This is a genomic window from Lysinibacillus sp. HST-98 (genome assembly GCF_016757845.1).
GTDB classification, from domain to species: Bacteria; Bacillota; Bacilli; order Bacillales_A; family Planococcaceae; genus Lysinibacillus; species Lysinibacillus capsici.
Window position 1 is genome coordinate 37,081 of record NZ_JAENHX010000013.1, and the last position, 25,626, is coordinate 62,706.

Genomic DNA, 25,626 nt, shown 5'->3' on the forward strand with positions numbered 1-25,626 from the left:
TTTGTCTAATTTTCCTGATTTTTCTTTTAAAAATGAAACTTTTGGATTTATGTTTCGTATAAACTGGAAAATACTTTTTTACTTTTTTGGGAGGTAGTTATGGCTAAATGGAGAGGCACAATCCTTCTTTGTACATTGCTACTAACAGCCTGTACAGCAGAAACCGTTCAACCTAAAGAACAAATACAGGAAGAGCAAAACGATGAAAATATGGTCGTAACAAAGGATGGCAAGATAACCTTTGAGATTAAGAATGAGATTGGTGTTCCACAAGAAAAAGTAGAGGCTATAAAGGATGAAATTGTGACAGCATACGACCACATAAAGGATTCTATACATACTTCCTACACGCCATCCGAGCACATTAACGTATGGTTTAAGGAAGACGGTCTATCCTGGGGGTTTGCATCGAAAATCGAACTAACTGGTGTTCAAGAAGATTCCTATCCACTTGTCCATGAAATGACCCATTCTTTACTGGGCTATGGCAACAATTTTGGATCAGACCATGGCTATTTTACACAAGAGGGTTTTGCGAGTTATATGGAGGATCAATATGGAAAAAATAAATTATACTTTGAAAAATACATGAAGCATTATTTGGATTCAGATAAGTTAATTCCCATTAGTAAGTTAATTGATCCAAATCAAGATGATGTCTATTTTCGCCCAGCACTTTCAAGTGAAGAACAGAATCGAGTCATGATGGAGATGAGCTACACGCATGCGGCATCATTTGTTAAATACTTAATTGATACCTACGGACTCGAAAAGTTTGAACATATATACAACGAGAAAGAACTAGCGCAAAAATTAGAGGAAGTTTACGGAAAGAGTGGTAGTGAGTTAGAAAAGGAATGGTTAGCATTTATTCAACAACAACAAGGGTTTACGCATGAGGAAAAATTTAAATCAGGAAATTTTTATGATATGAATACAATTCTTCTTCAAATAGACCCAAAATATTTTGCCAAGGAATAATATTTTTCTAAATATTTAAGTAAACCCAAGTGCTCTTTATTTGGAGCTCGTGGGTTTACTTGTGTATGAATTCGGATGAAACTGTCTATGTAATAAATGAACGCCCAGTAAAACGCACAGACCACCAATGCTTCTTAATAATATATTTTTGAGAAATACAGTGTCGTCAACCGTAATGACAATCAACAAAGGGCCAACCATAATCAATGCGATGCCTAGCAATGCTTTAATTACTCTCAACATGTAGAATTCACCTCAATTTTACCATTTCAGATTTGATTATCGCACGATTGTCTGAAAATGAAAAGGGTCACTAGGCTGGTAAAGTGACCCTTATAAAATAGCTAGTATGACCTTACAAACTTTAGGAGTCTGTAAAAGGTTAGGTGCTAATTGGGATGATTAGTACATGAAAGAAGCGCCAACAATAATTAAAAGAATGAATAGAACGACGATTAATACGAATGTTGAACCGTAATAGCCGCCACCGCCAGAGTCGCCGCCATAATAGCAGCTGTTGTTCATGTTACCTACGTTTCCGTTGTATCCCACTGAAAATCCCTCCTTTCTACAACCTATAATATGTGTGCTGGCAGAAAGGAGAAATGGTATTTACCCTATGGTTCTAAAAAATGCTGAAAACATACTTGTAAATTATTTTTATAGAAGAAGGTTTTTATTTACTTAATTTTTATTTTTTTACATAATTAGAGAGTGGTGTTTTAGGTTTGCAAGTAAAGTTAGAAAAGAAAGCGGGCGTTACATGCTAAGGGAAAAGCTAAAGCAAAAAATCATAAGTGAACCAACTGAATGTATGGCTTATTTAACAGAATTAGTGAAGTCAAATCGAATTTATGATGGGGAAGTATTGGCAATCATGATAGATGTTATAACAAATGGACCTGATCAATTAACCAACACGCAGTGGGATGTCTTGTTAGATAAGGGTTTACTACCTGATCTTTATGTAGAATGTGGTGGCTGTGAAGAGACCATTCCCTGGTCAGAAATGTATCGTGCGTGCGATTTTCATAGCGAGAGATCATTATTGTCCCTTTTGTAGATATTTAGCAAATAAAGAGAATACAAGGTTATTAGACGAGGATGGTTGAGGCAATAATGAAATGGTTCATGATAATCGCCGAATGGCTATTGTTTTTATATGTGTTAATTTGTCTATTGAGCTTTAACATAATTCACCTTGGAAACCTTCTCTATGTGGATATGCCGCATGAAGAAGCGATGGCTGTGACAACATCCTTTGCGCAGACATCACTGTTTATTATAGGTATAGGTGTTGTTTGTTTTTTGTATATGAAATATTTATGGGGCAGTAATGCTTATAAAAAGTCAAAGGCAGTGATCTGGGGAAGTCTATTTGCCTGCCATGCATTGGCAAGCGGTTTTTATTTGTTCATGCGATATAGGCTTATATGGAATCAGCATGAAGCAATGGAGCTTTTATTATCGACTTTGATTAGTTTCATTTTAACCATTCAGGCAGTTATGAAATATTACGTGTGTAAAAGGACCGAAACTTGATTGTGTATAAAATGCAGGAACGATTGATGGCAGTGAAATAGTCAAAATATAGGTGAGAAATATGAAAAGAGGATTTAAACGCATTATGTTAATTATATTTACAATTATTATTTCATTATTGGTGTTGATTCTTACTTTGAGCTTTATTAATCATAAAATACAATTATCAAAAGAAGAGGGACGATTTGTTCCAACTGGGCAACTTGTAGAAGTTAATGGTCATCAAATGCACGTTTATACAGAAGGAAAAGGAGAAGATACCCTTGTTTTTATGTCTGGTGGTGGTACGAGCTCACCTGCATTAGATTTTAAATCTCTTTATACTTTGTTAAGCGATAAATATAAAATTGTTGTTGTTGAAAAGGCAGGTTATGGATTTAGCGAAGTCACAGATATTGACCGAGATATTGATACAATTCTAGCTGAAACAAAAGAGGCACTTTTTAAATCAGAAATTGAAGGTCCATATATTTTATTCCCTCATTCGATGTCAGGCATTGAAGCCTTGAAATGGGCGCAAGACTACCCTGATGAAATAAAAGCTATTATTGGATTAGATATGGCTGTTCCTGCTGTATATGAAGAAATAGCAATCAATATGTTCCTCGTTCGATTAGGTGCTTTTACTGCTAAGACTGGTTTGATCAGATGGATTCCAAAACTATCAGAAAGTGACGCAATAAAATATGGGAATTTAACAGACGAAGAGAAAGAGTTGTATAAAGTAATTTTTTATCGAAGAACATTGACTAAAGATATGGTAAATGAAATAGATCACATAAAAGCAAATGCACAAAAAGTCAAAAAAGCTGGAATGCCGAACATTCCTATATTTTTGTTTTCATCGAATGGTGAGGGGACTGGTTTTGACAATCAAAAGTGGAATGGAATTCAAAATGACTTTATTAATAGAATTGATAAAGGTAAATTAATTGAGTTAGATTCTTCACATTATGTTCACAGTATTGACTATAAGCGAATAGCTGATGAATCAGAGGCGTTTATAGAAAATTTGCATCGTTACTAGCGATTATGTAATAGGCGCATTAATTAACTACTATTGAGTTGCAAATGCAGCTCTTTTTTTCTTTATTAAACTAACCGAGTAGTTTAGTACTATAATATATGGGGAGTCCACATGTTGAAAAAAATAATATTATTTTTTTCTCTACTAGCTGTTTTGTTAGTTACTTCGGGTTGTTTGAATGGTTGGGCAAAAAATAACTGTACAAAAACGAACTGGTGAAGAAAGTATTTTTGAAGACTTTAAAGAAGTCAATCAAAAAAACAAGTGGAAAAAGCGATTGATATAGTGAAAAATGCTAATTGGATAAATAAAAAAGTAGAAATGGCACGCTATGCGGACTACCAATTTCAATTTCCATTTCCATTTAAGATCAGTAGCGAAAACAAAATAGCCTCTTATTCGCTTTGAGTTAGCCAAAATGGTGAAAATTTAGAAATGGTTACGGATAGTGATAATTATGTGAAATTAACAAAGCAAGATTCAGAAAATCTCTATGAAATTTTAATAGGAGAAAAATTAATAAAATAATGCCATGTTTTGAATACGCTTCAACTAACAAAGTCTTAACTTGAAGACCAGTGGTAGTGTTTGACTTGCGTCCAACAAACGGGCCAGATAACGAAAGGTTCAAAAACGATGCTTTGGAGATTTTAAAAGTTACACTACATTTTAAAAACAGCATCTATTGTGCATCCATATGGAAGCTGCTCTTTTTCAGCGTAGATGTTGACATAAAATATGATTTTTGCGTTGCCAACAGTATGCGTTTCTTCTTTATCTGCATATACTTCAAAAAAATCAATCGTGTAATGTTTATATCCATCTTTCTCCATGTAACACCAAACTTCATTAGCTTTTCGTGGATCAAGGCCTTTAGTATGTAAAAACGCGACAAGCGTATTATTTTTCATAATTTGCTCCGCATAAAAAATACAATCCTCACATATGCAATGATCGACAGTACCAACAAGTTCTCTCTTTGCATAAAATTGCTCATTTAATTGTTTCGTGTTCATTATGCCCTCCAATAGATTAATGGTTTAATTTTATCAATAATTCAAAAATTTTTGCACGTTTTTTTATTCACATAACGAAGTAGAGTGTTGAAAATAAATGTAATATATTTAAAAAATGTTTGGATAATATATGTTAGAATGGTTATTAATTACACAATTATCGATTAAATAGTTTCAAGGAGGTTGTTTATGAAAATAACCGAAGGCTACGGCAAAGTGATGATAGATGATTTTGAATTTTATGGTGAAATTAAACAAGATAAATGTTCTAAATGCAACTATAATTTAGTATATTACGATGATTTTGATTCTTATTTTTGTCCCAATTGTAATAGTTGGACTGAATCAAAATGTAGTGACCCTACTTGCAAATATTGCTCTAATAGACCAGAAACACCTTTAACTCACAAATAACGAAATTAAACTCCCATGAAGGGACTTAATCATCTTCCATTGTCTATGGAGACATGCTAATTTCGCCCTTCGTTGATGGCTATCTAATTGTGCGCATTTCTTTAAAAAGGAATGCGTCTTTTTTAATGTAAAATAAACAAAAACTCCGCGTTATTAGTGTGTAAAGAATGGAAATCCATGATGTAGGAAATAATGTAGTTCTCAAATGCAAATTACAATTCAAAAGAAAAGCAAATCATTGCGGAGGTAAAAATGACTGTTCTTGATTGTATCATTATAGGCGGAGGTCCTTCTGGGTTAAGTGCTGGCTTAACTTTAGGAAGAGCTAGGAGAAATATTGCATTAATGGATGATGGGACAAATAGGAATAGAGTGACACAGGCGTCACATGGATTTATTACGCGTGATGGGATAAAACCACAAGCGTTTAAAGATATTGCGTTAAAAGAGTTGGAGAATTACCCGTCTGTGTCCTATCTTAATGCGACAGTTACTGAAATAATAAAGGGTATAGATAATGAGCGCTTTACTGTCAAAACATCTACGAGTCAGGAATTTGTTTCAGAAAAAATCATACTCGCCACCGGTGTTCAAGAAATATTTACTATGCCAAGTATAAGAAAGTTTTATGGGAAAAGTCTATTTAGTTGTCCGTATTGTGATGGCTGGGAGCAAAAGGATAAGCCATTAGTGGTGTTGGCAGAACAAGAAGAGCATGTACTGCATTTGACCAAGTTAATTTATAATTGGTCACAGGATTTGGTTGTCTTAACGAATGGAGCTCACTTATCTAGAGAAGGTAAAATGGAGTTACAAAAACACAAGATCAAAGTTATATCAGAGAAGATAAAAGACCTCATAGGTCATGATGGGTACTTACAAAAAATAGAGTTTGAATCAGGAGCAACCATTATAAGGTCGGGTGGATTTGTTGCCCCATCTTATTATCGCCCCAATCAGTTTGCTCAGAAGCTTGGCTGTGATATTGATGAAGATGGAAAAGTGATAACAGATGGTGTTGGTAGAACAACTCAAAAAAATGTCTATATTGCAGGGGAAACCGAAAGATCTAAACCATCCACTTTAATGATTTCAGCTGCTAAAGGTAATAAAGCTGCTGTTTCAGTAAATACTGATTTAACGATGGAACGCTTTTGATGACGTCATAACACTTGAAATAGGATCTTAGCAAAAACATATCAGCTAATGTATTTTTAAATATTGTGTTAGAGTTACTATAAGAAATGACAAAGAACGGATTTTGATTGTAGAATCCGTTTTTCGTGTTGCAAAAATTATAGTTTTACAAGGGTAATAAAAAAGGTAGGAGGAATAAAAATATGAAACAAGTGGGGACTCTATACTTTTTCTGTGGAAAAATGGGGGCAGGAAAATCAACAAAATCAAAACAATTGGCTAAAGAAAAAAATGCGGTCCTTTTATCTGAGGATGAATGGCTTTCCTCTCTTTATCCCGATCAGATCACATCATTTGAGGACTATCTAAAATTATCAGCACAGCTCAAGCCGATGGTGAAAAAGCATGTCCAAAACATATTGAGTGTTGGTACGGATGTAGTAATGGATTTTCCAGGTAATACTCAAAAACAGCGAAAATGGTTTTTGGATATAGCGTCTGAGGTTAATGCAAACCATCAACTAATTTTCCTTAATTTAAATAACCAGCAATGCTTGGTTCAAATTGCGCAAAGGCGTAATGAACAACCCGAAAGAGCAGCTTTTGACACGGAAGCGACGTTTATTGAAGTTACTAAATTTTTTGAAGCACCAGAAGCTTCTGAGGGTTTAAATATATGGGAGTTTAGTGGGAAAGAATAACACAGAGTTATCAGGCTCGCTTATTAAATGAACGTCATATTTTTCTTAAACTAACAGGGGTATTACTTGAAGAACATAGGGCTGTTTAGAAATTAGCTATTATTGTCATTTGTAATGTATGCGGTTTATGAAGAATTTTTTAAAATTATATTGACAAACTATTTTTTTTCTGTAAAATGAAAAACAATTCAAAAATATTTGTATAGAACAAAGGCTATGAAAAGAAGTAGTATCAATTATTTTTACGAACAGAAAGTTACCGGTCGATGTGAGGTGCATGTAAAACAATTGAGAATTCATCTTGGAGCTGTGTACCGAAAGGATTATTCTAAGTAGGCTACGCCGGTAAGCACCCGTAATCATGTGCGAGAGTATCGTCAAATGACCGTACTTCTTAAGGTAAGTAATGTGAATTGCTTATAAATTAAAGGTGGTAACACGAGTTGAATCGTCCTTTTGGTTAATCCAAAGGGGCGTTTTTTTTATTCCTTTTTTGAGCAAGTATTTGAAAATCTAAACGTATGGGGAGTAAGCATTATGAAAGATAATCATCAAGATTCACAACTAAAGCGGGAATTAAGCACGCGTCATATGCAATTAATTGCACTTGGCGGGTCCATTGGGGTCGGTTTATTTTATGGCTCTAGTTCAACCATTCAAATGGCTGGACCATCTATTTTACTAGCTTATTTAATTGGCGGGTTAGTTATTTTCACCATTATGCGTGCATTAGGCGAAATGGCAGTAGCAGAACCTGTATCAGGCTCGTTCAGTATGTATGCGAATAAATATTTAGGGCGCTTTGCTGGGTTCTTATCTGGATGGACATATTGGTTCATGTGGATTGTCGTGGGCATGGCAGAACTAACAGTAGTCGGTGTATATATTAACTACTGGTTTCCAGATATTCCACAATGGGTAACTGCTTTTGTCGTCCTTGTGATGATGACGCTTGTAAATTTAGCAAATGTAAAAGCATACGGAGAATTCGAATTCTGGTTTGCGATGATTAAAGTTGTGGCAATTATCGGTATGATCGTTCTAGGATTAGCCATTATTTTCTTTGGTGTCGGCAACCACGGTGAAGCAATTGGCTTTGATAATTTATGGGCACATGGTGGCTTCATGCCAAACGGTTTTCATGGTATTTTAATGTCACTCGTATTAGTTATGTTCTCATTCGGTGGGGTTGAATTAGTGGGTATTTCTGCAGGAGAAGCAAAAAATCCTAGCAAGGCCATTCCATCAGCGATTAACAACATCGTTTGGCGTATTTTAATTTTCTACATTGGGGCGCTAGGCGTTATGATGGTTATTTATCCTTGGAACGAAGTTGGCTCAGAAGGTAGCCCATTCGTTCAAATTTTCGATTACGTTGGTATCCCTGCTGCAGCTCACATTATTAACTTTGTTGTCATTACAGCAGCAATGTCTGCATTTAATAGTGGCTTATACGGTTCAGGACGTATGCTACACAATTTATCAGTACAAAAAAATGGTCCAGAGTATTTTAGAACAGTAAGCAAAAATGGTAGTCCAAGTCGAGGGATTTTATTTTCTTCAGCTGTGTTATTAATCGCGGTTGTCTTAAACTATGTAGTACCTGAAAAAGTGTTCATCTATATTTCTGCTGTTGCGACGGTTGCAGTTATTACAAGCTGGATGATTATTTTATTTGCACAATTGAAATTTAGGAAGTCAAAAACGAAAGAGGAAGTAGCCAAACTGAAATTCAAAATTCCACTTTACCCACTTTCTACGTATATTGCTATTGCATTTTTATTAATGGTGATTGTGCTAATGGCGTTTATTCCCGATATGCGTGTTGCCCTATATGTCGCACCAATTTGGTTTTTCATCTTATTTATTGGCTACAAAGTAATACATGTTAAGAAGTAGTTACATCTTTTCATATTGATACTTCTACAGCGCAGACATATTGTAAAAAAATTCTTTTGGTATACTCGATTCGTTACATTTATCTAAGGTTTAATAATTTTTATCCATTAGTAATGAATGTGATGAGTGCCTTTCTTTATGAATAGGATCCTAATAAAATTAGTATTTTGATATATAGTAGAAAAAAAGGAGAGTCATGATGGAAGTTGTATATTTGGCAGGTGGATGTTTATGGGGCGTACAAGCTTTTATCAAAACGCTACCAGGAGTTATGTTTACAGAAGCGGGAAGAGCGAATGGAACAAGTCGTACGCTTGAGGGCGATTATGATGGATACGCTGAATGTGTAAAAACGAGGTTTGATCCAACAGTTGTATCCATTCGAGATTTAATGGGCTATTTATTCGAAATCATTGATCCTTACAGTTTGAATAGACAAGGACAGGATGTTGGCGAAAAATATAGAACAGGCGTATATAGTGAAAATCCTGAGCATTTAAAAGAGGCGAGGGCATTTCTAAGAGAGCGAAATGATTACGAGCTTATAATGGTTGAAGTATTGCCCCTTACAAACTATGTCAGAAGTGCAGAGGAGCATCAGGATAGATTAACCAGATGTCCAAATGATTACTGTCATATTCCAGCAGAAATTTTAAATAAATATAAATGACGGAATTCACGAGACCTTTCTATGTGCTAAAACGCAGAAAATTAGAGGGAAATGATTAATCTCAGCGAGTGCTATTGATGAAACAAGAAAGCATATTACTGTTACCCCGTCCTAACTTGGAACGGGGTTCTTCTTATTTAGAAGGAAAGGATCAGCAATTCTATATAGAGAGTTTGGATTAAATCATTTTTAGCAAAGGGGTATATCAAAACTTTATTACTTACAGCACCCTTATGTTGGTATAAAGTAGTAAATGTAGAAAAATTACATAGATATTACATAGTGTTGAAAGGTTGAATGTTAATATGAAAAAAAGTTGGTTGTTATTATGCCTCATGGTATTGATGTGCGGATGTTCAAATCAATCCAAGGAGGAGCCTGGGGTCGAGGCTAGCGCCGAACAAGAAGCGGCATCTAAGTTGGCACAGGAAAAGCAGTTGGTAGATCGTCAATTATATGAGAAATTATCTGAGGCTGTTGAGACAATAGGCTATACATACGATATGCAAACATTTGCTGAAAATGAGTATAATCAGGGCGTTTTATATTCAGAATTAATCGATTTTGATAATGATGGGGTTCAGGAGGTTTATGCCTTCATGAAGGGAGTAGACTACCCATTATCTGCATATACACATCGAAATAAGGATAATTATATCCAAGAAGTTTGGACGGGAAATACGAACGGTGAAAGCGCTATTCTATCTTTTTCAAGTGAAGTTGATCAATTGGTCTGCTCAGCCTGTGATATGAATGTGTCTTTAGTCAAAGGTCAGGATGGTCGAACGTTCATCAAAATGTTCTCCAATCAAACAAGTCAAGGTACTACGGTTGACAAGATCTGGATTTATGCCAAGGAGCCAACTAACTCAGCAATGGAGTTAGTTATTACTGGCTATACAATGGATAATAACAATGTTGAGGGTATCGACTATTTTTTAAATGGTGAAGTAACAGATCAAGCCACATATGACACAGCTTTTGCCCCATATACTGGAGAGGAACGTTCCATATTAATTAGTAATTTTTCTGAGAAAAAATATGGTTTCGATTATACTAGTCCAGCTAGCAATGTTGGCACAGTCCTTGCTGCCCTCGCACCGAGCGTAAATAGTATTGTTGGGCAAGAAGCATTGCTAGAAAAGAAGAAAAGGGAAGAAATCATCAGTGCCTTAGGGGAATTTCATACAGAGAGACGCATCCATCATCAAGACAAAAAAGTCGTCCAATCTTTAGTGTTAGATGTTATTCAAAAGTCCAATCTCGACCATGAGTATTCAGACATGAGTGAAATGGTGTTTGATGGGGCCTCCGTCAAAGCAAAATACAAAGAAACATTTGGCGTTGACTTAGCTATCGAGAAGATGAATTTCCCTTCCAGAGAGAGCCAGTCCATTATGTCTTATGAAGCAGGGAAGTTTTATATCTATCCAACTGGTTTTTATTTCGATGCGATTGACCGCCATTTTCAAGATGTCTATAAAGTCAGAGACGATTTATTCTATGTGACCATCTTAGATAATGAATTTAATCATACTGAATACTCGCTCTCAAAGGATACAAATATTACATCAGAGGAAATGTTTGCGCAGGATTTTGCAAGTTGGCCTAAGGAAGCACGAATTTGGCTAAAACCAGGGATACAAAGATATGCTGTGGTGAAATATATGGATGGGGTACCGAAAGTTCAATACCTCGGTGCACAAAACTTAACAGATCAACAAATAGAGGCATTCTAAGTTTCCCTAGCAATCCCCTAGATTGATATATGGTAAAATGGACAAAAGCATAAGGTTTGGAGGGATGACGTTGGCAGATAAAAGGTTAAAAGTTTGTGAAAAAGGACATCGATTTTACAAAAGCACAGATTGTCCAAGCTGTCCTACCTGTGATCAGGAAAATAAACCTAGCAGTGGCTTCCTTTCCAAGCTGAGTTCACCTGCAAGAAATGCATTCGTACACGCAGGTGTTGATACGTTGGAAAAACTATCTATGTACACGGAAAAGGATATCTTAAAATAGCATGGTATTGGACCAGCCTCCTTACCGTTTATGCGATCATCATTGAAAGAAGTAGGCTTGTCATTTAAATAAGTGAGGGGGAAGACAACAATGTCAACGAAGGAATTATCACAAGAGCAAACCGAGGAACTAATCAATACTTTGCAAGTTCGCTTCGAGAAAAATACATCTCGTCATGTAGGGCTTGATTGGGCAAATGTCCAAGCTAAGCTAGAGGCTAATAGGGAGAAACTATGGTCGCTCCACGAAATGGAAGCAACAGGTGGTGAACCAGATGTAGTAGGCTATGATGCAAACACGGACGAGTTCATTTTCTATGATTGTTCTGCGGAAAGTCCTAAAGGTCGCAGAAGTTTATGTTATGACCGTGAAGCATGGGAATCTAGAAAAAATCATAAGCCTGAAAATACGGCTATGGACGTTGCCAAGGACATGGGCATTGAGCTGTTAACAGAGGAGCAATATCGCCAACTACAGGAGCTTGGCAAGTTCGATTTAAAAACATCAAGCTGGGTACAAACACCTGACAACATTCGCAAACTTGGCGGTGCCATCTTCTGCGACCGTCGCTATGACATGGTCTTTATGTACCACAATGGGGCAGAATCCTACTACGCTGCACGAGGCTTCCGTGGATCGTTAAGAGTTTAAAAAATAAAGGCATATGCCGATCTGCGGATGAGCATATGCCTTTTTCTATGGAAATATAGTTATGCCAATGTCTTTCTAGTTAGCTATAAGCTTTATTTAGTGTATGATAAACTAAAAGGGGAGGTGGAGAATTATGTTAAATTGTTTAAAAATTATTTTTTCCATCACAGGCATATCTCTCGCCGTTTACGGACTAATCACACAAGATTTCCAATTGAATTACCTCATGATATTGTTCTTAGGCCTTTTCATGTTCACTTTAGGCATTCAAGAATTCCAAAAACAGCGAACAGTTTATGGTTGGTTCCTAATGGGGGTATCTATATTTTCAATCTATGTGTCCGTTCAAAGCTTTGTCTTGATTTAAGGGAAGCAGCCACTGTTAATTTTCGTAATACCATACATCAATCACGTCCTTCTAGCCATTTTCATCAATCACTTTCAACTTATATAATGGCCCTATATTGGTATGGGATTCAGTTGAAATTTGCAGGGCATTTTTTATTCTGTCGATGTCATCGGCATGTTCAATAGTCCGTCTCTTTATCTCACGATTTGCCCCTTGTCCCATCACAATTACTTTTTGAATTTCATCAGGAAATTCAAACGTTTTTCCCTCCGTTTTAACCGTTTCATTTACACTCTACAAGAATTAACAAAATGAATAATAAGAATATGACTTAATGCTAATCATTTGATGGGGCAGACCGCTCGTCGCTCATACTAAAGGTTTTTATGCTATAATTTACATAAATTACATAATGAGGTGATAAGATGGAGAATGAAAAATTAGTGTGCAAGGCTTGTGGTCGAGATAAATTTACGACTGGACAGGTGGGAGGTACTACAAGCCAGGGCAATATAAGGCCTATAGGAGCAATAATGGCGGTAGGGTCACCACTCCAAATGACTTTTTGTAAAAACTGCGGGGAAGTTGCTTCATTTAAGGTGGTAAAACCACAGAATTTTAAATAATCGTTGAAAGGGTCACTGATAGGAAGGTGATCCTTTTTATATAGTGGACGTTTAAAAGGGGATAAGAAGTTAAAAGCATACATGATGTTCGACTTTGGTTAATTGAATACCATGATATGAAACCAGCCTTACAAGACAAACACCCTCTAATTCGTTAAAGGGTGTTTTGCTAATACATACTAGATAGAGTTTCGATAAGCTCTCAAAGTTGAATGTAAGTTTGAATTCGAACTTGCGATTGATTTTTTATAGTTATACATACCTAATGGGCTTAAATGATTAGAGCTAGATCCTAATAACCCTTGCTTTACAGCACTTTTTAGCGTATCAATTTGTTTGGTAGATAATTTAGAAGTTTTACTTTCTTCAAGAATTTTATTTACATTATTTATTTTTTCTTGATCCTCTTTTGATGTAGCTTTAACTTCCTTGTTCATTTGTCGCGTCAACCCATAATACTTAGACGAGGATCTACGTGACATTAAATATTGCATAGTAGAAAATTTTGTCGTCATCATGATAAATTGTCACCTTCCCATTCACATTTTTAGTTCCATAGTTGTTATCGTACTGAATTTGAAAAGATTTAGTATATTTACTTTTTTTAGTAATTGATTTTCAGGTTTAATCAGACCAGATGATGGCACCTGTAAGCATTGAAAAAACGTTGAGACATACTAGCAAGAACACAGTATTAAGTCAGTTGGATATAAACTATCATATCTACCACTGCCGAAGAAGCATATATTGAATATGAAAGTAAGCGTTAATTACTGTTTATTTTGTAATTAATATATATTTAACGGATGGATTGAATTACAGAAGGAAAAAAAGTAATAGGTAAAGAATATTTATTGTAGAAGACCTGTTAAAACTAGATGAGTTTGTTGATAGGAGGGATACAATTTAACAAGTAATTTGTGATGATAGAGTTCTAAGTAAAATGAGAAGTCGCTGCACAAGCAACGAATAATTCTATGCTGTTAATAATTAACAGTACTATTAACGTTTGTTAATAGAAACGACATTAAATGGCTATAAAATTAATAATTGAAGATGAAAGATACTTATTCCAAACTAAACTAAGGAGTGTTATTTTGAAAAATATTATAATTAGTATAGTATTTTTATCAAGTTTTGTCGTTTCATTTCTTTCAGTAAATACAGTCACCTTTGCTGCAGTTGATTTCTCTGATATTGAGAATTCCTATGCAAAAAATGCTATCAACGAGTTAGTGGAAAAAGGCATTATAAATGGTTATCCAGATGGTGAATTTAGACCAACATCAGCAATTACAAGACAAGATTTTGCTATAATTTTAGCGAAAGCACTGGATTTGAATCTAACTAACTCTCCAAGTACTCCAACATTTACCGATATTCCAACAACTCATTATGCTTATCCAGCTATCGAAGCAGCAGTTAAAGCTGGATTAATAAATGGGACAGGTGATGGGAAGTTCGGGGTTGGCTCAGGTTTAACACGTCAAGAAATGGCTACTCTATTTGCTAGAGCATTAGGTGGCGAATCTATTGGCCTTGGCGAGCAGCTTACTTTTGATGACCAACATACAATTTCTGCTTGGGCAAGGGATGCGGTAGGTTTTGCAGTAGCATCAAACCTAATGACAGGCGATACATTAAATCGTTTCAATCCACAAGCAATAGCTGAAAGACAACAAGTTGCCCTTGTTGCGTCTCGATTTTTAAAGCAGATTGATAAAGTAACACCAGAACCAAAGCCAGAACCAAAGCCAGAACCAAAGCCAGAGCCAAAACCGGTGCCAAAACCAGAACCAAAACCAGAGCCAACCCCAACCCCAACCCCAGATTCTACACCAACCCCAAGTGTAATTCCTGTAGTCGGGATTACATTGAATGAGGTAATAGAAAATCTTCAAATTGGTGAAACAAAGACACTAACAGTAACGGTTGTACCTGCAAATGCGACAAATAAACTTGTGAGATGGTCTTCATCAGATCTGAACGTTGCAACTGTTAACGGACAGGGGAAAGTAATAGCGACTGGTATAGGGACTGTGACCATAACAGCAACAACAGTAGATGGACTAAAAACGGCTTCAGTTACTTTCACAGTGACTCATAGCAATGGTGCAGCGATTACTGGCGTAGGAACGTCATCATCTGTTTTACAACTGGGAGAGACTACTAGTAGAACAGCAGAAACAACCGAATCAGGCACCATAACCTGGTCATCAAGCAATACTAGTGTTGCAACAGTTCATTCTAGTACAGGTGAAATTACTGCTCACACACCGGGCACAACAACCATTTCGTATACTAGTAGTAATGGTAAAATGAATTCTGTGAGTCTCACTGTATATGATGAGGCAACAGAAAAAAGCCCAACATATTCGCAAGTACTGCAAATGGACGAAGTGATAACAGCTTCAGTAGGAGCAGGCTTATCTGCAACAGCAACAAACAAAAGTTTTGTAGCTGAACCCACAAGTGTAGCGACAGTGAATACTACAACAGGCCAAGTAACAGCTATAAGTGCAGGTAGCTCAGTTATTGCGTATGTAGGAATGGATGCTAATGGCGTAGTAATTGAAAAAGGTACGGCAACTGTGACAGTTCATCCACAAGCAGCAGTAGCAGCAATACCCATGGTGCCAGCACCTTATTCAGTTATTGGCTGGGGCTCAGCAGCAACTAATTTCACGCCTTCAGGAGTCGGACAATCCATCATCTGGACTGTAACAAATGGTACAGGAGCTGCGATAATTCAGCAAAGTACAGGGGCTATAAGAGGTGTTACAGCTGGTGATGTAACGGTAAACTATAAAATAGTGGATAATAACACTAAAGTAGTAGCTTACAAGTCAGCACCCGTAACGGTAACAATTCCAGATACACCAAGAGTTAATATTTCACCACCATATGTTGATGGTGGGACATTTGGTGGACCTTATTCCATGTCAACTAATGTGAATTTGACGGTTGCCATAACAGGGGAAAACAATTCAACTGTCATTTTCAGCAATCCGAGAAGCAATGATGACAATATTGCTACTGCAACGATTACAGGTCCAAATCCCTCAGGACATGTTTCTTTAAATGTGCAGAAGATTGGTATTGGGGAAGCGCAGATAACATTTGATTACACAGATATTAACAATAAAACTGGGTCAATGACATGGACTTTTAATTTCCAATAGAACAAATTTTACAAGCTAAAGGATGCGTCTAGCGATGTGTCCTTTTCTAGTGCCTTTCATTCGTTTGAAAGTGGTTTACGGTAATCTATTATATTGAAAAATATGGAAAATATTATATAATGTTTGAGAATGGAGTGAGTTTAAGTGAAACCAGAATTCATAGTTAAAAAATTGAATGAAGCAGTTAGTAAATACATTGATTTAAAAGATTTCATTACTGAAAATGAAATTATTCAAGTTGTTGGTGATAGTGTGAATGTGGTTAAATTTGTTAACAGCGCCACACGCTATATATCTAATAAAAGGATGATGTCGTTTTTAAATGGGCTGTCAATTAATGAACAATTAACAGAGTCTGAAATTAGCAAACTAACTGATTACATAGATAATGAGGAAAAAGCTGAGTATATAGCAAATGCATTTAGTAAAGTATTTCAATCAAATTCTAATTCAGCTTGTTATATTATGGGGAAGATATTATCTTCTGTAATTGAAAAGGGAGAGACAATATCACATGAGGAGTTAATTGCTTTTAATACACTAACATATCTCTTTGATAAAGATATAGAGAATTTAAAAATATTGCTAGATTTTTTTGATGAAGCAGCTTATTCTGAGAGATCGCTTCCTGTGGTAGATATACGAACAACCTTTTCGTATTTAAATTATATTAATCAAAGTCAAGGAAGTATGTATTTAACAATTGAAAAACTATTAAGTAACGGAATCATATTTAAAATTTATGAAGCAAATACAGATTTTAGTAAAACTGAGGTGAGAGTTGAAAGAGAAAGTTATTGGGAGGTAGCCAATCTTCATAATCCTCCACAAACACACATAAACGAAAAATATGAATTATCAACGGCAGGAATAGTTCTAGAGAAAATTATTAATAGCTTATAAAAAGCTTCATTTCTTCTAGCCAATAATAAAAGCATGCTGAGAGAGCTTATCCAAACTTTAAATGCAAAATATTTAATCCTAAAGTTAAAAATCAAGCTTAAAATAGAAACAATGATGGGGAATTTTATAAAAACAGCCTTTTCAACAATTCTTACATCAGCTATAACTACAATAAATTTGAAATAGATTTTGACAATACGATTATTTTTTTGGCATATCTATTGTTATTATGGTTGGTTTCTTTAGCTATAATTTTATGTTCACACGAAAAAGAGATAGAATTGAAATTTTAATATTCATTCTTGTACTAATTAAAAAGATAAGTAAAGTTATTTGTTATATCCCATTTCGAGTGGTCGGCTCAGAGAACAAAAGTTAATTCTTTGCATCGGTGAAACACCCAAACCTATAGTAAAGGATGGTGATAAAATGCCATTTACAAACGAAACACTTAAAGCAGCAGTACATGACTATCTTAAACAAGCAGATATTGTCGATAGAAATACACGTTATGCGAAATCGACTGTTATTGAACCGATTTTTTAATAATATTAATAAGGCATAAAAATTAAGTGTTTACTTACTAGTTTTAGAGCTTGGATAAAGGAGGAACAGATGTATAGAGCTTTATTAAGATATATCGCTGCTATTTTTGTTTTGTTAATAAGTTCTTACTTTATTTTTGATGAATCATTTATGAAGGCACTTAAATTTACAATTCTTATGGGTATAATTTTCGTAGTATTTGAATTTCTTGATAAAAACAGAGATAAAAAGAAGGACTAAACATGTATCATTTCCAAAGCCCAGGTACTCAATTAATTTTGAGCCGGGGCTTTTTTATGTTTTTATTTACTGTCTCTCTTACTTTTTACATAAAATTAGAAAATCTTTTAGTGACCAAATGAAGAAAAGTAATGGTAAAACAGTGATGAATAAAAACCCTAAAATGAATGAAATCATAGTGATTTCTTCGCTATCAGTTGCCATAACACCGATGAAAAGCAGTCGCACAAAAAATCAAGAAATTGGCCACGCAGGTAATGATAAAGATATAAAATGGGTATACATAATAATCCGAACGATGCGAACGTCATTTAACTCACCTCAATTTCAATTCTGAAAATTTCCCCTTAGAATGTTAGACCTATAAAATCTTAACAATGTATTGTTCTATTTCATCTATGTAATTATTTCCATAAACTAATACTTGATAAAATACAAAACCACTATCCGTTACACAAAAAAAGGCACCAAAATCACGAAAAAGTCACATTTCCCCCGAAAACCCCCGAAATCAGGCAAAAAGCATGTCTTTGTACATTCACACGAAACCTTGCTATAATAAGGTTTGCGAATACATAGGAAAGAGGGTAAAAGCATGAACGCTTATGATGAATATATGAAGCAGGTTGTGAAGCCGATGCGTGAGGAGCTTGTGGAGGCTGGTTTTACGGAGCTAACAACTGCGGATGCGGTGAATGAATTTATGGCAGAGACGAAGGGAACTTCGTTAGTGGTGATTAACTCGGTTTGTGGGTGTGCGGCAGGGCTTGCTCGTCCAGCGGCGCGTGAGGCGATTGCAGCGGTGAAGCCAGATCATCTTGTGACGGTGTTTGCGGGGCAGGATCCAGAGGCGACTGCGGCGATGCGTGGTTATTTTGAGGATGTGCCACCTAGCTCACCATCTATGGCGATTCTAAAGGATGGGGAGTTGGCTTATTTTATCCCACGTGAACAAATTGAGGGATTCCCTGTGGAGCAGATTGTCTCTCATTTAACTGGCGTGTTAGAGCAAACATGCGAGAACTAAAAACGATTGTGACGACAGCGGGCAGACCAGACGATGTATCGATGGCGCTCGCTGCTTTTGCGTGTCAAGAATTAGGTGCTGCGTTTGAGCCACGGAACAAGCGCTCTGTTCGCAAAATTTCGCAGGAGTTGCAGGCACATGTGATGGTCGCTGGGAAGAATCGCTTCGAGTATTATGCCTATGGGGCGGAGGAGCCGTTTTTCTTTCATCCCAATTCTGCGGCGTTTCGATTAAAGCGTGTGGCCCGTGGTGAGGCAGAGCCTTTTTTGGAAGCGGCACAGCTTCAACTGGGGGATTCGGTGTTGGATTGTACGTTAGGTTTAGCGGCAGATGCCATGTTAGCGGCTTATACAGTGGGTGAAGCAGGTCGTGTTGTGGGACTGGAAGCGAATCCAAATGTAGCGTTTATTGTTAGACAGGGGATGCAAGCCTATGATACATCCGAGCTACCGTTAACTACCTGTATGCGACACATCGAGGTAATACAGTCTGAGGCTGTTCGCTATTTAAAAACCCTACCAGACAACGCATTTGATGTGGTTTATATGGACCCAATGTTTGAGAAGGTTATAGAAGAGGCCAATAATTTTCAGGCATTACGGCTAGCAGGGGAGCATGTCACATTAACCGATGAATGGGTTTATGAAGCCAAGCGTGTAGCGAAAAAGCGTGTGGTGTTAAAGGCACATTTTCGCTCAGAGTGGTTTGTGACCTATGGCTTTCAGCAGCATGAACGGATCACTGCAAAATTTCATTATGGTGTGTTAGAGGTATAGAGGCTTGTTCTTGAGACAAGCCTTTTTTTAGTATATGGTAATAAAAGAGGAGAGTGGAATAATATGGTGAACAATGATAGACGAACTCCCTTTGAGCTAGACTTGCTGGCGAATGCGCAGTCGTTGATCTGCACGAAACCTCCTATTCCATGGGCGTATGAAACGAGCATTGCTGCCAATGGTGTTTTGGCTTGCGGTTGGGATCATGAGGAAAACATCGTACTAATTAGTGGCTCTGGCTATAGTGTCACTGAGCCTATAACAGGTCGTCGTCTTCATCGAGAACGAGACGTGGATGAAACCGACGACAGAATGAGTAATGACCGTTTAACATTTCAATTGCCTCAGGGGACAATATCTATTTTCGGCTTTGAAGCTGGGGATGGGATGCATATGACAGCAGATGGCTGGCAGGTTGAAGTTATTTATCCTTGGTGGCCACGTGCAACAGTAGTACTCGATTATCTTTATACAACTAATTATACTTATTTAAAAAATGCGACAGCTATTGATTTACAGCGATTAGATGGCATGATTAAATGTGGATTTTCTCCATCTGGCAAGCATTTAATAATAATGGGCTCAGGCGGTGCATTGATTTATTCGAGAAAGGGATGAGGTCATGGATGATGAACAAAATGGCTATGTTTCCATATGGGTTGGTAATTTTACAAGTGAAGAACAGTTACATACATATCTTGCCACTGTCTATCAGGGAGAAGATGAAACAGACGAAGCCTTTTCACAAAAGTTAGCAAAGCTTTTTTTACCAGAAAATCAGCACCGTACTTGTGAGGAAGAGTTTCAAGCACTTTATGATGAGTTCTACAATCAATTTGAATACGATTTCGGCTTAACCTTCGACGAGGATTTTTGTGAAGCGCTATTTTACGAAGCAGCTTCAAACCAACTTAAGCAACTACTTTGTGATGAATTTTCCTATTCGCAGCAATTTAAACATCAAGTGCTAGCCAAAATGGGGAATGAACTACAGAAAGCTTATAATACAATGATTTTACTATATGATATGAAATATGAGGGTCTTATTCAAACGGTAAGTCATGAAGCGTTTCATATCGATTTTGTATGCTCTATTAAATTGCAGGAAATGTGATGAAAGGAGATTTTGATAATGTCACCAGCAAAAATTCCTCGTTAAGCCCGTGGTCCACCTTGGTTCAATAACAACGATCTTACTTATAAAAGGAGCGATGTACATGATTGGACCAAGAAAAAAGACAAGTGATGAACGCATGCAGATTGCCCATTCGATTGCGCAACAAGTTCTCGCAAAATATGGAGGAAATGTTCGAGCAATTGGTATTTATGGCTCGTTGGCTAGAAAAACGGATGGTCCGTTTTCCGACATTGAGCTTAAGTGTATCTGTCATCAATTAGAGCATAGCTATAGCTATGAATGGACAGCAGGAGATTGGAAGGCAGAGGTTAATTTCGATCAAGCAGAAGTGATTATCGAAGAAGCCATAACGGTTGAGGAAGATTGGCCATTAACAAATGGGAAGTTTTTCGATTTACAGCCACTTTACGATCCTTCTGGCTTTTTTCTAGAACTCAAAGACAAAGCGGCCACTGTGGAGAATGCCCGATTTAAGGAAGCAATTTGCAAAACCATTGTAGAAGAAATGTATGAATACATGGGGAAATTAAGGAACATAGCTGTTCAGGGTCCCACCACATTTTTGCCGATACTGGCGATGAAAATAGCGATGACAGGTGCCATGATAGTAGGATTACACCATAAGCAGTGCTATACAACATCTGCACAAGTATTACCTGAGGCTTTAGCGATGGATGATCAGCCACACGGGTTAAAAGCATTAGCTGAAATGGTCATGGCGGGCAATCTAACGAATCCTCAGCAAATCATAGCTGCCTGTGAAAACTTTTGGCAAACACTTCTTCAATGGACAGCTGAAAAGGGCTATCAGATTAAATGCTCTAAGGGGATTCCTTGGTAATTGTTTGTAGTACTTTACTTTTATAGTATAAGATGCTATAATAGAACACGTGCTATTTTAGGTAGCATATTTCCGTAATCTGGCATTCTGCTTTTTGTTTTTGTAGATACTTATTCACACTGGCGCATGCTTTGGGGCTGCAAGGACGCAAAAGATGGTAGGGTTTGCGTTGCTTAAGTTAGAAGGCACACAGTGGAATTTTACCGCGGTGATGAAACGAATTTGGTTTCAAGATAATATTCCCCAGACGATTGGGTTGAGACTTTTACAATTTACGAGAATGTTACCTATAAATACTAAAGGGGTAGTTTCGCAACAGCGAGGCTGCCCCTTGTCTAATTTTAAAGCCTGTCATGTTCAACCATGACAGGCCTTATTGGTATACATTACCGTTTACTCTCTTCCATAAATAAGTGATAATAAAGGCATGAATTTTGGTAAAAATCTAAATTCTGTTAAAAAATCAGAAAAATCAAAAAGGTGAGGGATGTCAATGGGAAATATCGACACACTATCGACGAATGTCGTGACACAATTAGAAGAAATGGTTACACGGCAAGACAATATGGATCAGCTAGTATCACGCTATTGCCAAGAAAGACTGCTTTATCGTCTATCCGTATCCTCCTATGAAGATCAATTTTATCTAGATGGGGATCTACTTTTATTTGCTTTAACAAATGGATTGGTGAACCCTTCCAAAGAAGTCACGCTGACAGCGCAAGCAAGCGTTCATCAACACGATATAGTGAAACAGGCCTTTAATGAAATTTGCTCACTAGCAATACCAGCGGATGGTATTGAATGGAATGCACAGCAGATCAAATCGTCCGTATCGAATGACAATATTCAACTAAGCATACCAGCTACATTGGGCAAAATGACAGTATACATAGAAGTAAGGATTACCTTTAACGAAAACATGCGAATAACACCAAAGACCATTAATTTTCCGAGCTTGCTAGACAATAAGGCTGCGGTGGTTTATACATATCCAACAGAATTTGTGCTTGCGCAAAAATTTATCGAAATTTACCAGTACCCAGCATTAGAAAAGACTGAAAAAACAATAAATGAAGTACAACAATTGCTACAAACGCAAACTATTGAAGGACGAAGATTGCAGGCATATATTGTGGACTTATTTGATCGACATCATTTTACAATCGAGCTAACTTCTACACTTGAGATGTCAGGGATTCTGAAACAATTCTTTATCCCTATTTATGAAGCTATCTTGGCTGAGGACGAATTTTTCAAGCAATGGAACAATCGAGTTTGGCAATGAGGAGAGGGACCCGCAAATCATCTACGGTTTGCGGGTTTTTGCATGGCTATTATTCAGTAATTTATGAGAGGAATACATTTGTATGTCCCATGAAGAGTCTCTTCTTTTTATTAAAATGTAAGCTAAAGTGTATCTGTTGCACGAATAGATAAAGTTGAATCGTATTATGTCATGAAGGAGGTTAGGTGAAAAATATGATAAAGTTTGCTGGCTTAAGTGTGCAAGAAATTGTTCAAACATATAGTGACACCCTTATACGAATTGCTGTGCAACAGACCAAAAATATGGCTGAGGCAGAGGACATTGTGCAGGAAGTTTATATGACACTGATGAGGCAAAACAAGCCCTTTGCTCATGAAGCACATTTAAAGGCTTGGCTCATAAAGGTGACATTCAATAAGTGCAAGGATTATTTTAAGTCTTCACGTGTGAAGAAGACAGTACCCATTACAGAAGAAATGGCCTTTATTGCAAAAGAGGAGCAGATGGTTCTTACTGAAATTTTTGAGCTTCCTTCAGAAGAGAGAGTCATTGTTTATTTACATTATTACGAGGGCTATACAACCTTAGAAATGGCTGATTTATTAGAGATCAACGTAAATACAATAGGCTCAAAGCTCAGAAGGGCACGAATGAAGCTGAAAACGATTCTAGAAGAGGGGAGCAAAGTATGATGAATGCTTATAAGAATGTGATGAAGCAGATTCATGCTTCTGAGGAATTTAAGCGTAAAATGCAGGAAGAGATGATGGAATATGAAAAGAGGTCCTTTATGAAAAAAGTGAGAATTAGTGTTGGAAGCTTAGTAGCCTGTGCAGTGATTGCTGTCCTTGCTATGGTAAATATAAATCATGATACACCAATTGATTTGACGGAGAGAATTGTTGCGGACCATTCAGCTCCTGCGGCAAGTGCGCTAGTAAATATCGAAGGGACCATTACAGAAGTCGGAGAAGATGGATTGAGCTTTACATTGGATAACGGTATGAAAGTAGTCGTGACAGACAAAACCAAAATAGGAATAGACGGACCGACAGCACCACCTAAGGAGGAACAGCTATTTGAGCCTACTTTTAGAGTAGGTAATTTAATTGGCGGCTATACAGAAGATACCTCCTCAAATCCAGTTCAGGCTGCTGCCATTTATACAAATTGGAACTTTGAACATCCAATACGATAAAGATTTAAATGCTCAAAAAAGAATTTCCTATGGGAGATTCTTTTTTTATATCTTTCTATTAACTATTTATTCCTTTTTATCCTAAAAACGAGATTGGATAATACTATTTATAAAGAAATGATTATTTTTATACAAAAAAGTATTGTCTAAAGAGAATATTGTCACTATAATTTACGTAATAGTCTTACATTTCCGAATTGCGAAAAATAATACGCATTATGGAAAAAATATCATACTAGGGGGATGGGCTATGAAAAGAAATTTAATGGTGTTGCTTACAATTATGGCAGCTTTCACGCTAGTTTTAGCGGGTTGCGGCTCGAAAGACAATACATCATCAGGTGAAGGGGATAGTAAAAAAGTTTATAAGGTAGGTACTGAGGCTACATTTGCACCTATCGTTTCACTTGATGATAAAGGGAATATTGTAGGGATTGATGTGGATGTGCTACAAGCAATCGCGGATGAAATGGATTTTGAAGTGAAGTGGGAAAGTATTGGTTGGGAGCCTGTATTCCAAACAATTAAAAATGGTGAAACAGATATTGGTGGTGCAGGGATTACCATTACGGACGAGCGTAAGGAAACATTTGATTTTACTGAGCCGTATTACGAATCTCAATTATTAATCGTGGTGAAAGAAGATTCAAAGATCCAATCATTGGATGAATTAAAAGACAAAAAGATTTCTGTACAAATTAATGCTACTGGTCATATGGCTGCCAAAAAGCTACAGGGTGAATCTAGTCCCAACATTTTTGCTTTCGAAAATCAACCAATTGCTATTCAAGAGATGCTGAATGGCAACGTAGAAGCGGCAATTGGAGATAATTCAGTTGTTTATGAATATATCAAGGCACATCCAAATGATAAAATCAAAGTAATTAAAGATGATTCCTTCGAAAAAGAATACTATGGTTTCATGGTTCAAAAGGGGAACAAAGAGCTTTTAGATAAGTTAAATGAAGGCCTTAAAAAGATTAAAGAAAACGGTAAGTTAAAAGAAATTACAGGTTCAGACTTTTAGTAATAAATAAACCGTAGAAGCTCACCTCAAGGGGAGTTCTATGGTTTATTTTTTAGGTGCTAGTCTTGCGCTTCAGCAACTGTTTTGACCCGTTCTAAAAATTGTACGACTACTTTGTCCGATGCAAACAATAAAAATAATTTGACGAACCATTTTAACGCATTATTTGTTACGGTATAAGTAAAGGAAGTCACTGTTTCATTTATTTTGTTTAAGTCATAGTAAGCCGTAATTTCAAACATATTAGCGAGTACAAAGCCTACTTTCAATATTTTTTTATCAGGTGTATTCGAATATTCCAATGTTTCTACATCATACGTTTCGATACGTTTTCCTTCTTTATATTTTTGGCGATAAATACTGCCAACCCCTTCTTCTGTTACTTTTACAGGCTTGTTTTCAAGTACCTGTGGCATAATCTTCTGCATGTCAGCTAAAGAGCC

Annotated in this window: 28 protein-coding genes, 1 pseudogene and 1 other annotated feature; of the genes and pseudogenes, 25 read left to right on the plus strand and 4 right to left on the minus strand. The window is 36.6% G+C overall.

What is annotated here, in order from left to right; genetic code table 11:
- The first annotated feature begins 99 nt into the window (after positions 1-99).
- Positions 100-981 (plus strand): gluzincin family metallopeptidase, encoded by an 882-nt coding sequence (locus JIN86_RS21455; RefSeq protein ID WP_202342820.1) that lies wholly within the window; start codon positions 100-102, stop codon positions 979-981.
- Positions 982-1,383: 402 nt separating this feature from the next.
- Here JIN86_RS21455 and JIN86_RS21460 read toward each other — a convergent pair whose 3' ends face one another.
- The gene (locus JIN86_RS21460) at positions 1,384-1,506 is read right to left on the minus strand and encodes a YjcZ family sporulation protein (protein WP_081456919.1); all 123 of its coding nucleotides are present in this window, start codon (positions 1,504-1,506) and stop codon (positions 1,384-1,386) included.
- A gap of 238 nt (positions 1,507-1,744) precedes the next feature.
- Between JIN86_RS21460 and JIN86_RS21465 the strand changes: the two genes are divergently transcribed.
- The 3 genes from JIN86_RS21465 (at position 1,745) to JIN86_RS21475 (ending at position 3,550) form a co-directional block, all read left to right on the plus strand.
- The gene (locus tag JIN86_RS21465; protein ID WP_237497385.1) at positions 1,745-2,044 is read left to right on the plus strand and encodes a hypothetical protein; all 300 of its coding nucleotides are present in this window, start codon (positions 1,745-1,747) and stop codon (positions 2,042-2,044) included.
- A gap of 56 nt (positions 2,045-2,100) precedes the next feature.
- Positions 2,101-2,523: a hypothetical protein gene (locus JIN86_RS21470; protein ID WP_202342821.1), complete on the plus strand. Its 423-nt coding sequence runs from the start codon at positions 2,101-2,103 to the stop codon at positions 2,521-2,523.
- A 61-nt stretch (positions 2,524-2,584) separates the two neighbouring features.
- Positions 2,585-3,550 (plus strand): alpha/beta hydrolase, encoded by a 966-nt coding sequence (locus JIN86_RS21475; RefSeq protein ID WP_237497386.1) that lies wholly within the window; start codon positions 2,585-2,587, stop codon positions 3,548-3,550.
- A gap of 662 nt (positions 3,551-4,212) precedes the next feature.
- Here JIN86_RS21475 and JIN86_RS21480 read toward each other — a convergent pair.
- Positions 4,213-4,566: a hypothetical protein gene (locus JIN86_RS21480; RefSeq protein WP_004228501.1), complete on the minus strand. Its 354-nt coding sequence runs from the start codon at positions 4,564-4,566 to the stop codon at positions 4,213-4,215.
- Positions 4,567-4,755: 189 nt separating this feature from the next.
- Here JIN86_RS21480 and JIN86_RS21485 point away from each other — a divergent pair, with 189 nt between their 5' ends.
- The 10 genes and pseudogenes from JIN86_RS21485 to JIN86_RS21530 all read left to right on the plus strand — a co-directional run bounded on the left by JIN86_RS21485 (position 4,756) and on the right by JIN86_RS21530 (position 13,035).
- Positions 4,756-4,980, plus strand: a complete 225-nt coding sequence (locus tag JIN86_RS21485) for a toprim domain-containing protein (protein WP_004228499.1) — start codon at positions 4,756-4,758, stop codon at positions 4,978-4,980.
- A gap of 252 nt (positions 4,981-5,232) precedes the next feature.
- Positions 5,233-6,138 carry an NAD(P)/FAD-dependent oxidoreductase gene (locus JIN86_RS21490; protein ID WP_202342822.1) on the plus strand — a complete coding sequence of 302 codons (906 nt, stop codon included), beginning with the start codon at positions 5,233-5,235 and terminating at the stop codon, positions 6,136-6,138.
- 182 nt (positions 6,139-6,320) lie between these two features.
- Positions 6,321-6,818, plus strand: a complete 498-nt coding sequence (locus JIN86_RS21495) for a P-loop nucleotide/nucleoside kinase family protein (protein ID WP_202342823.1) — start codon at positions 6,321-6,323, stop codon at positions 6,816-6,818.
- Between the two features lie 207 nt (positions 6,819-7,025).
- Positions 7,026-7,277 (plus strand) — a binding site (T-box leader).
- A gap of 78 nt (positions 7,278-7,355) precedes the next feature.
- Complete coding sequence (locus JIN86_RS21500) at positions 7,356-8,717, plus strand: amino acid permease (protein ID WP_202342824.1); 1,362 nt, start codon at positions 7,356-7,358, stop codon at positions 8,715-8,717.
- A gap of 199 nt (positions 8,718-8,916) precedes the next feature.
- Entirely contained in the window at positions 8,917-9,387 is a 471-nt protein-coding gene (locus tag JIN86_RS21505; protein ID WP_004228493.1) for a peptide-methionine (S)-S-oxide reductase, read from the plus strand.
- A 305-nt stretch (positions 9,388-9,692) separates the two neighbouring features.
- Positions 9,693-11,126, plus strand: coding sequence for a hypothetical protein (locus JIN86_RS21510; protein ID WP_202342825.1), 1,434 nt, complete (start codon positions 9,693-9,695; stop codon positions 11,124-11,126).
- A 64-nt stretch (positions 11,127-11,190) separates the two neighbouring features.
- Positions 11,191-11,481, plus strand: a pseudogene (locus JIN86_RS21515) (RNA polymerase alpha subunit C-terminal domain-containing protein).
- A gap of 18 nt (positions 11,482-11,499) precedes the next feature.
- The gene (locus JIN86_RS21520; protein WP_004228486.1) at positions 11,500-12,060 is read left to right on the plus strand and encodes a DUF4256 domain-containing protein; all 561 of its coding nucleotides are present in this window, start codon (positions 11,500-11,502) and stop codon (positions 12,058-12,060) included.
- Between the two features lie 226 nt (positions 12,061-12,286).
- A complete protein-coding gene (locus JIN86_RS23665; protein ID WP_225341030.1) occupies positions 12,287-12,427 on the plus strand; it encodes a DUF3953 domain-containing protein in 141 nt (46 codons plus the stop codon).
- A 407-nt stretch (positions 12,428-12,834) separates the two neighbouring features.
- Positions 12,835-13,035 (plus strand): hypothetical protein, encoded by a 201-nt coding sequence (locus JIN86_RS21530; RefSeq protein ID WP_004228479.1) that lies wholly within the window; start codon positions 12,835-12,837, stop codon positions 13,033-13,035.
- A gap of 179 nt (positions 13,036-13,214) precedes the next feature.
- Here the strand turns inward: JIN86_RS21530 and JIN86_RS21535 are convergent, their stop codons facing one another.
- Entirely contained in the window at positions 13,215-13,472 is a 258-nt protein-coding gene (locus tag JIN86_RS21535) for a hypothetical protein (protein ID WP_237497387.1), read from the minus strand.
- Between the two features lie 660 nt (positions 13,473-14,132).
- Here JIN86_RS21535 and JIN86_RS21540 point away from each other — a divergent pair.
- From JIN86_RS21540 to JIN86_RS21590, 11 genes are all read left to right on the plus strand, one after another.
- Positions 14,133-16,217 (plus strand): Ig-like domain-containing protein, encoded by a 2,085-nt coding sequence (locus JIN86_RS21540; RefSeq protein ID WP_202342826.1) that lies wholly within the window; start codon positions 14,133-14,135, stop codon positions 16,215-16,217.
- A gap of 144 nt (positions 16,218-16,361) precedes the next feature.
- Complete coding sequence (locus JIN86_RS21545; RefSeq protein ID WP_202342827.1) at positions 16,362-17,120, plus strand: hypothetical protein; 759 nt, start codon at positions 16,362-16,364, stop codon at positions 17,118-17,120.
- Between the two features lie 1,381 nt (positions 17,121-18,501).
- Entirely contained in the window at positions 18,502-18,933 is a 432-nt protein-coding gene (locus JIN86_RS21550; protein WP_004228455.1) for a BrxA/BrxB family bacilliredoxin, read from the plus strand.
- The gene (locus JIN86_RS21555) at positions 18,921-19,709 is read left to right on the plus strand and encodes a class I SAM-dependent methyltransferase (RefSeq protein ID WP_202342828.1); all 789 of its coding nucleotides are present in this window, start codon (positions 18,921-18,923) and stop codon (positions 19,707-19,709) included. The genes JIN86_RS21550 and JIN86_RS21555 overlap by 13 nt, the downstream gene beginning before the upstream one ends.
- 63 nt (positions 19,710-19,772) lie before the next feature.
- Positions 19,773-20,327: a hypothetical protein gene (locus tag JIN86_RS21560; RefSeq protein ID WP_202342829.1), complete on the plus strand. Its 555-nt coding sequence runs from the start codon at positions 19,773-19,775 to the stop codon at positions 20,325-20,327.
- A 4-nt stretch (positions 20,328-20,331) separates the two neighbouring features.
- Positions 20,332-20,823 (plus strand): immunity 22 family protein, encoded by a 492-nt coding sequence (locus tag JIN86_RS21565; RefSeq protein WP_202342830.1) that lies wholly within the window; start codon positions 20,332-20,334, stop codon positions 20,821-20,823.
- Positions 20,824-20,926: 103 nt separating this feature from the next.
- Positions 20,927-21,688, plus strand: coding sequence for an ANT(4')-I family aminoglycoside nucleotidyltransferase (locus JIN86_RS21570; protein WP_370568736.1), 762 nt, complete (start codon positions 20,927-20,929; stop codon positions 21,686-21,688).
- A gap of 493 nt (positions 21,689-22,181) precedes the next feature.
- Positions 22,182-22,976 (plus strand): nucleotidyl transferase AbiEii/AbiGii toxin family protein, encoded by a 795-nt coding sequence (locus tag JIN86_RS21575; RefSeq protein ID WP_202342832.1) that lies wholly within the window; start codon positions 22,182-22,184, stop codon positions 22,974-22,976.
- Between the two features lie 194 nt (positions 22,977-23,170).
- A complete protein-coding gene (locus JIN86_RS21580) occupies positions 23,171-23,650 on the plus strand; it encodes an RNA polymerase sigma factor (RefSeq protein WP_202342873.1) in 480 nt (159 codons plus the stop codon).
- Positions 23,647-24,156 (plus strand): hypothetical protein, encoded by a 510-nt coding sequence (locus JIN86_RS21585; RefSeq protein WP_202342833.1) that lies wholly within the window; start codon positions 23,647-23,649, stop codon positions 24,154-24,156. The genes JIN86_RS21580 and JIN86_RS21585 overlap by 4 nt, the downstream gene beginning before the upstream one ends.
- A gap of 250 nt (positions 24,157-24,406) precedes the next feature.
- A complete protein-coding gene (locus tag JIN86_RS21590) occupies positions 24,407-25,183 on the plus strand; it encodes a basic amino acid ABC transporter substrate-binding protein (protein ID WP_202342834.1) in 777 nt (258 codons plus the stop codon).
- A gap of 59 nt (positions 25,184-25,242) precedes the next feature.
- Here JIN86_RS21590 and JIN86_RS21595 read toward each other — a convergent pair whose 3' ends face one another.
- Positions 25,243-25,611, minus strand: coding sequence for an SRPBCC family protein (locus tag JIN86_RS21595; protein ID WP_370568737.1), 369 nt, complete (start codon positions 25,609-25,611; stop codon positions 25,243-25,245).
- Positions 25,612-25,626: the final 15 nt, after the last annotated feature.

Bases quoted from the DNA above. Each gene is read 5' to 3' on its own strand.
- JIN86_RS21595 (WP_370568737.1), bottom strand. From the start codon at position 25,611: ATGCAGAAGATTATGCCACAGGTACTTGAAAACAAGCCTGTAAAAGTA.
- JIN86_RS21565 (WP_202342830.1), top strand. From the start codon at position 20,332: ATGGATGATGAACAAAATGGCTATGTTTCCATATGGGTTGGTAATTTT.
- JIN86_RS21520 (WP_004228486.1), top strand. From the start codon at position 11,500: ATGTCAACGAAGGAATTATCACAAGAGCAAACCGAGGAACTAATCAAT.
- JIN86_RS21510 (WP_202342825.1), top strand. From the start codon at position 9,693: ATGAAAAAAAGTTGGTTGTTATTATGCCTCATGGTATTGATGTGCGGA.
- JIN86_RS21570 (WP_370568736.1), top strand. From the start codon at position 20,927: ATGATTGGACCAAGAAAAAAGACAAGTGATGAACGCATGCAGATTGCC.
- JIN86_RS23665 (WP_225341030.1), top strand. From the start codon at position 12,287: ATGATATTGTTCTTAGGCCTTTTCATGTTCACTTTAGGCATTCAAGAA.
- JIN86_RS21470 (WP_202342821.1), top strand. From the start codon at position 2,101: ATGAAATGGTTCATGATAATCGCCGAATGGCTATTGTTTTTATATGTG.
- JIN86_RS21585 (WP_202342833.1), top strand. From the start codon at position 23,647: ATGATGAATGCTTATAAGAATGTGATGAAGCAGATTCATGCTTCTGAG.
- JIN86_RS21575 (WP_202342832.1), top strand. From the start codon at position 22,182: ATGGGAAATATCGACACACTATCGACGAATGTCGTGACACAATTAGAA.
- JIN86_RS21555 (WP_202342828.1), top strand. From the start codon at position 18,921: ATGCGAGAACTAAAAACGATTGTGACGACAGCGGGCAGACCAGACGAT.
- JIN86_RS21480 (WP_004228501.1), bottom strand. From the start codon at position 4,566: ATGAACACGAAACAATTAAATGAGCAATTTTATGCAAAGAGAGAACTT.
- JIN86_RS21535 (WP_237497387.1), bottom strand. From the start codon at position 13,472: ATGAACAAGGAAGTTAAAGCTACATCAAAAGAGGATCAAGAAAAAATA.
- JIN86_RS21505 (WP_004228493.1), top strand. From the start codon at position 8,917: ATGGAAGTTGTATATTTGGCAGGTGGATGTTTATGGGGCGTACAAGCT.
- JIN86_RS21485 (WP_004228499.1), top strand. From the start codon at position 4,756: ATGAAAATAACCGAAGGCTACGGCAAAGTGATGATAGATGATTTTGAA.
- JIN86_RS21455 (WP_202342820.1), top strand. From the start codon at position 100: ATGGCTAAATGGAGAGGCACAATCCTTCTTTGTACATTGCTACTAACA.
- JIN86_RS21580 (WP_202342873.1), top strand. From the start codon at position 23,171: ATGATAAAGTTTGCTGGCTTAAGTGTGCAAGAAATTGTTCAAACATAT.
- JIN86_RS21460 (WP_081456919.1), bottom strand. From the start codon at position 1,506: ATGAACAACAGCTGCTATTATGGCGGCGACTCTGGCGGTGGCGGCTAT.
- JIN86_RS21530 (WP_004228479.1), top strand. From the start codon at position 12,835: ATGGAGAATGAAAAATTAGTGTGCAAGGCTTGTGGTCGAGATAAATTT.
- JIN86_RS21550 (WP_004228455.1), top strand. From the start codon at position 18,502: ATGAACGCTTATGATGAATATATGAAGCAGGTTGTGAAGCCGATGCGT.
- JIN86_RS21465 (WP_237497385.1), top strand. From the start codon at position 1,745: ATGCTAAGGGAAAAGCTAAAGCAAAAAATCATAAGTGAACCAACTGAA.
- JIN86_RS21490 (WP_202342822.1), top strand. From the start codon at position 5,233: ATGACTGTTCTTGATTGTATCATTATAGGCGGAGGTCCTTCTGGGTTA.
- JIN86_RS21495 (WP_202342823.1), top strand. From the start codon at position 6,321: ATGAAACAAGTGGGGACTCTATACTTTTTCTGTGGAAAAATGGGGGCA.
- JIN86_RS21475 (WP_237497386.1), top strand. From the start codon at position 2,585: ATGAAAAGAGGATTTAAACGCATTATGTTAATTATATTTACAATTATT.
- JIN86_RS21500 (WP_202342824.1), top strand. From the start codon at position 7,356: ATGAAAGATAATCATCAAGATTCACAACTAAAGCGGGAATTAAGCACG.
- JIN86_RS21590 (WP_202342834.1), top strand. From the start codon at position 24,407: ATGAAAAGAAATTTAATGGTGTTGCTTACAATTATGGCAGCTTTCACG.
- JIN86_RS21560 (WP_202342829.1), top strand. From the start codon at position 19,773: ATGGTGAACAATGATAGACGAACTCCCTTTGAGCTAGACTTGCTGGCG.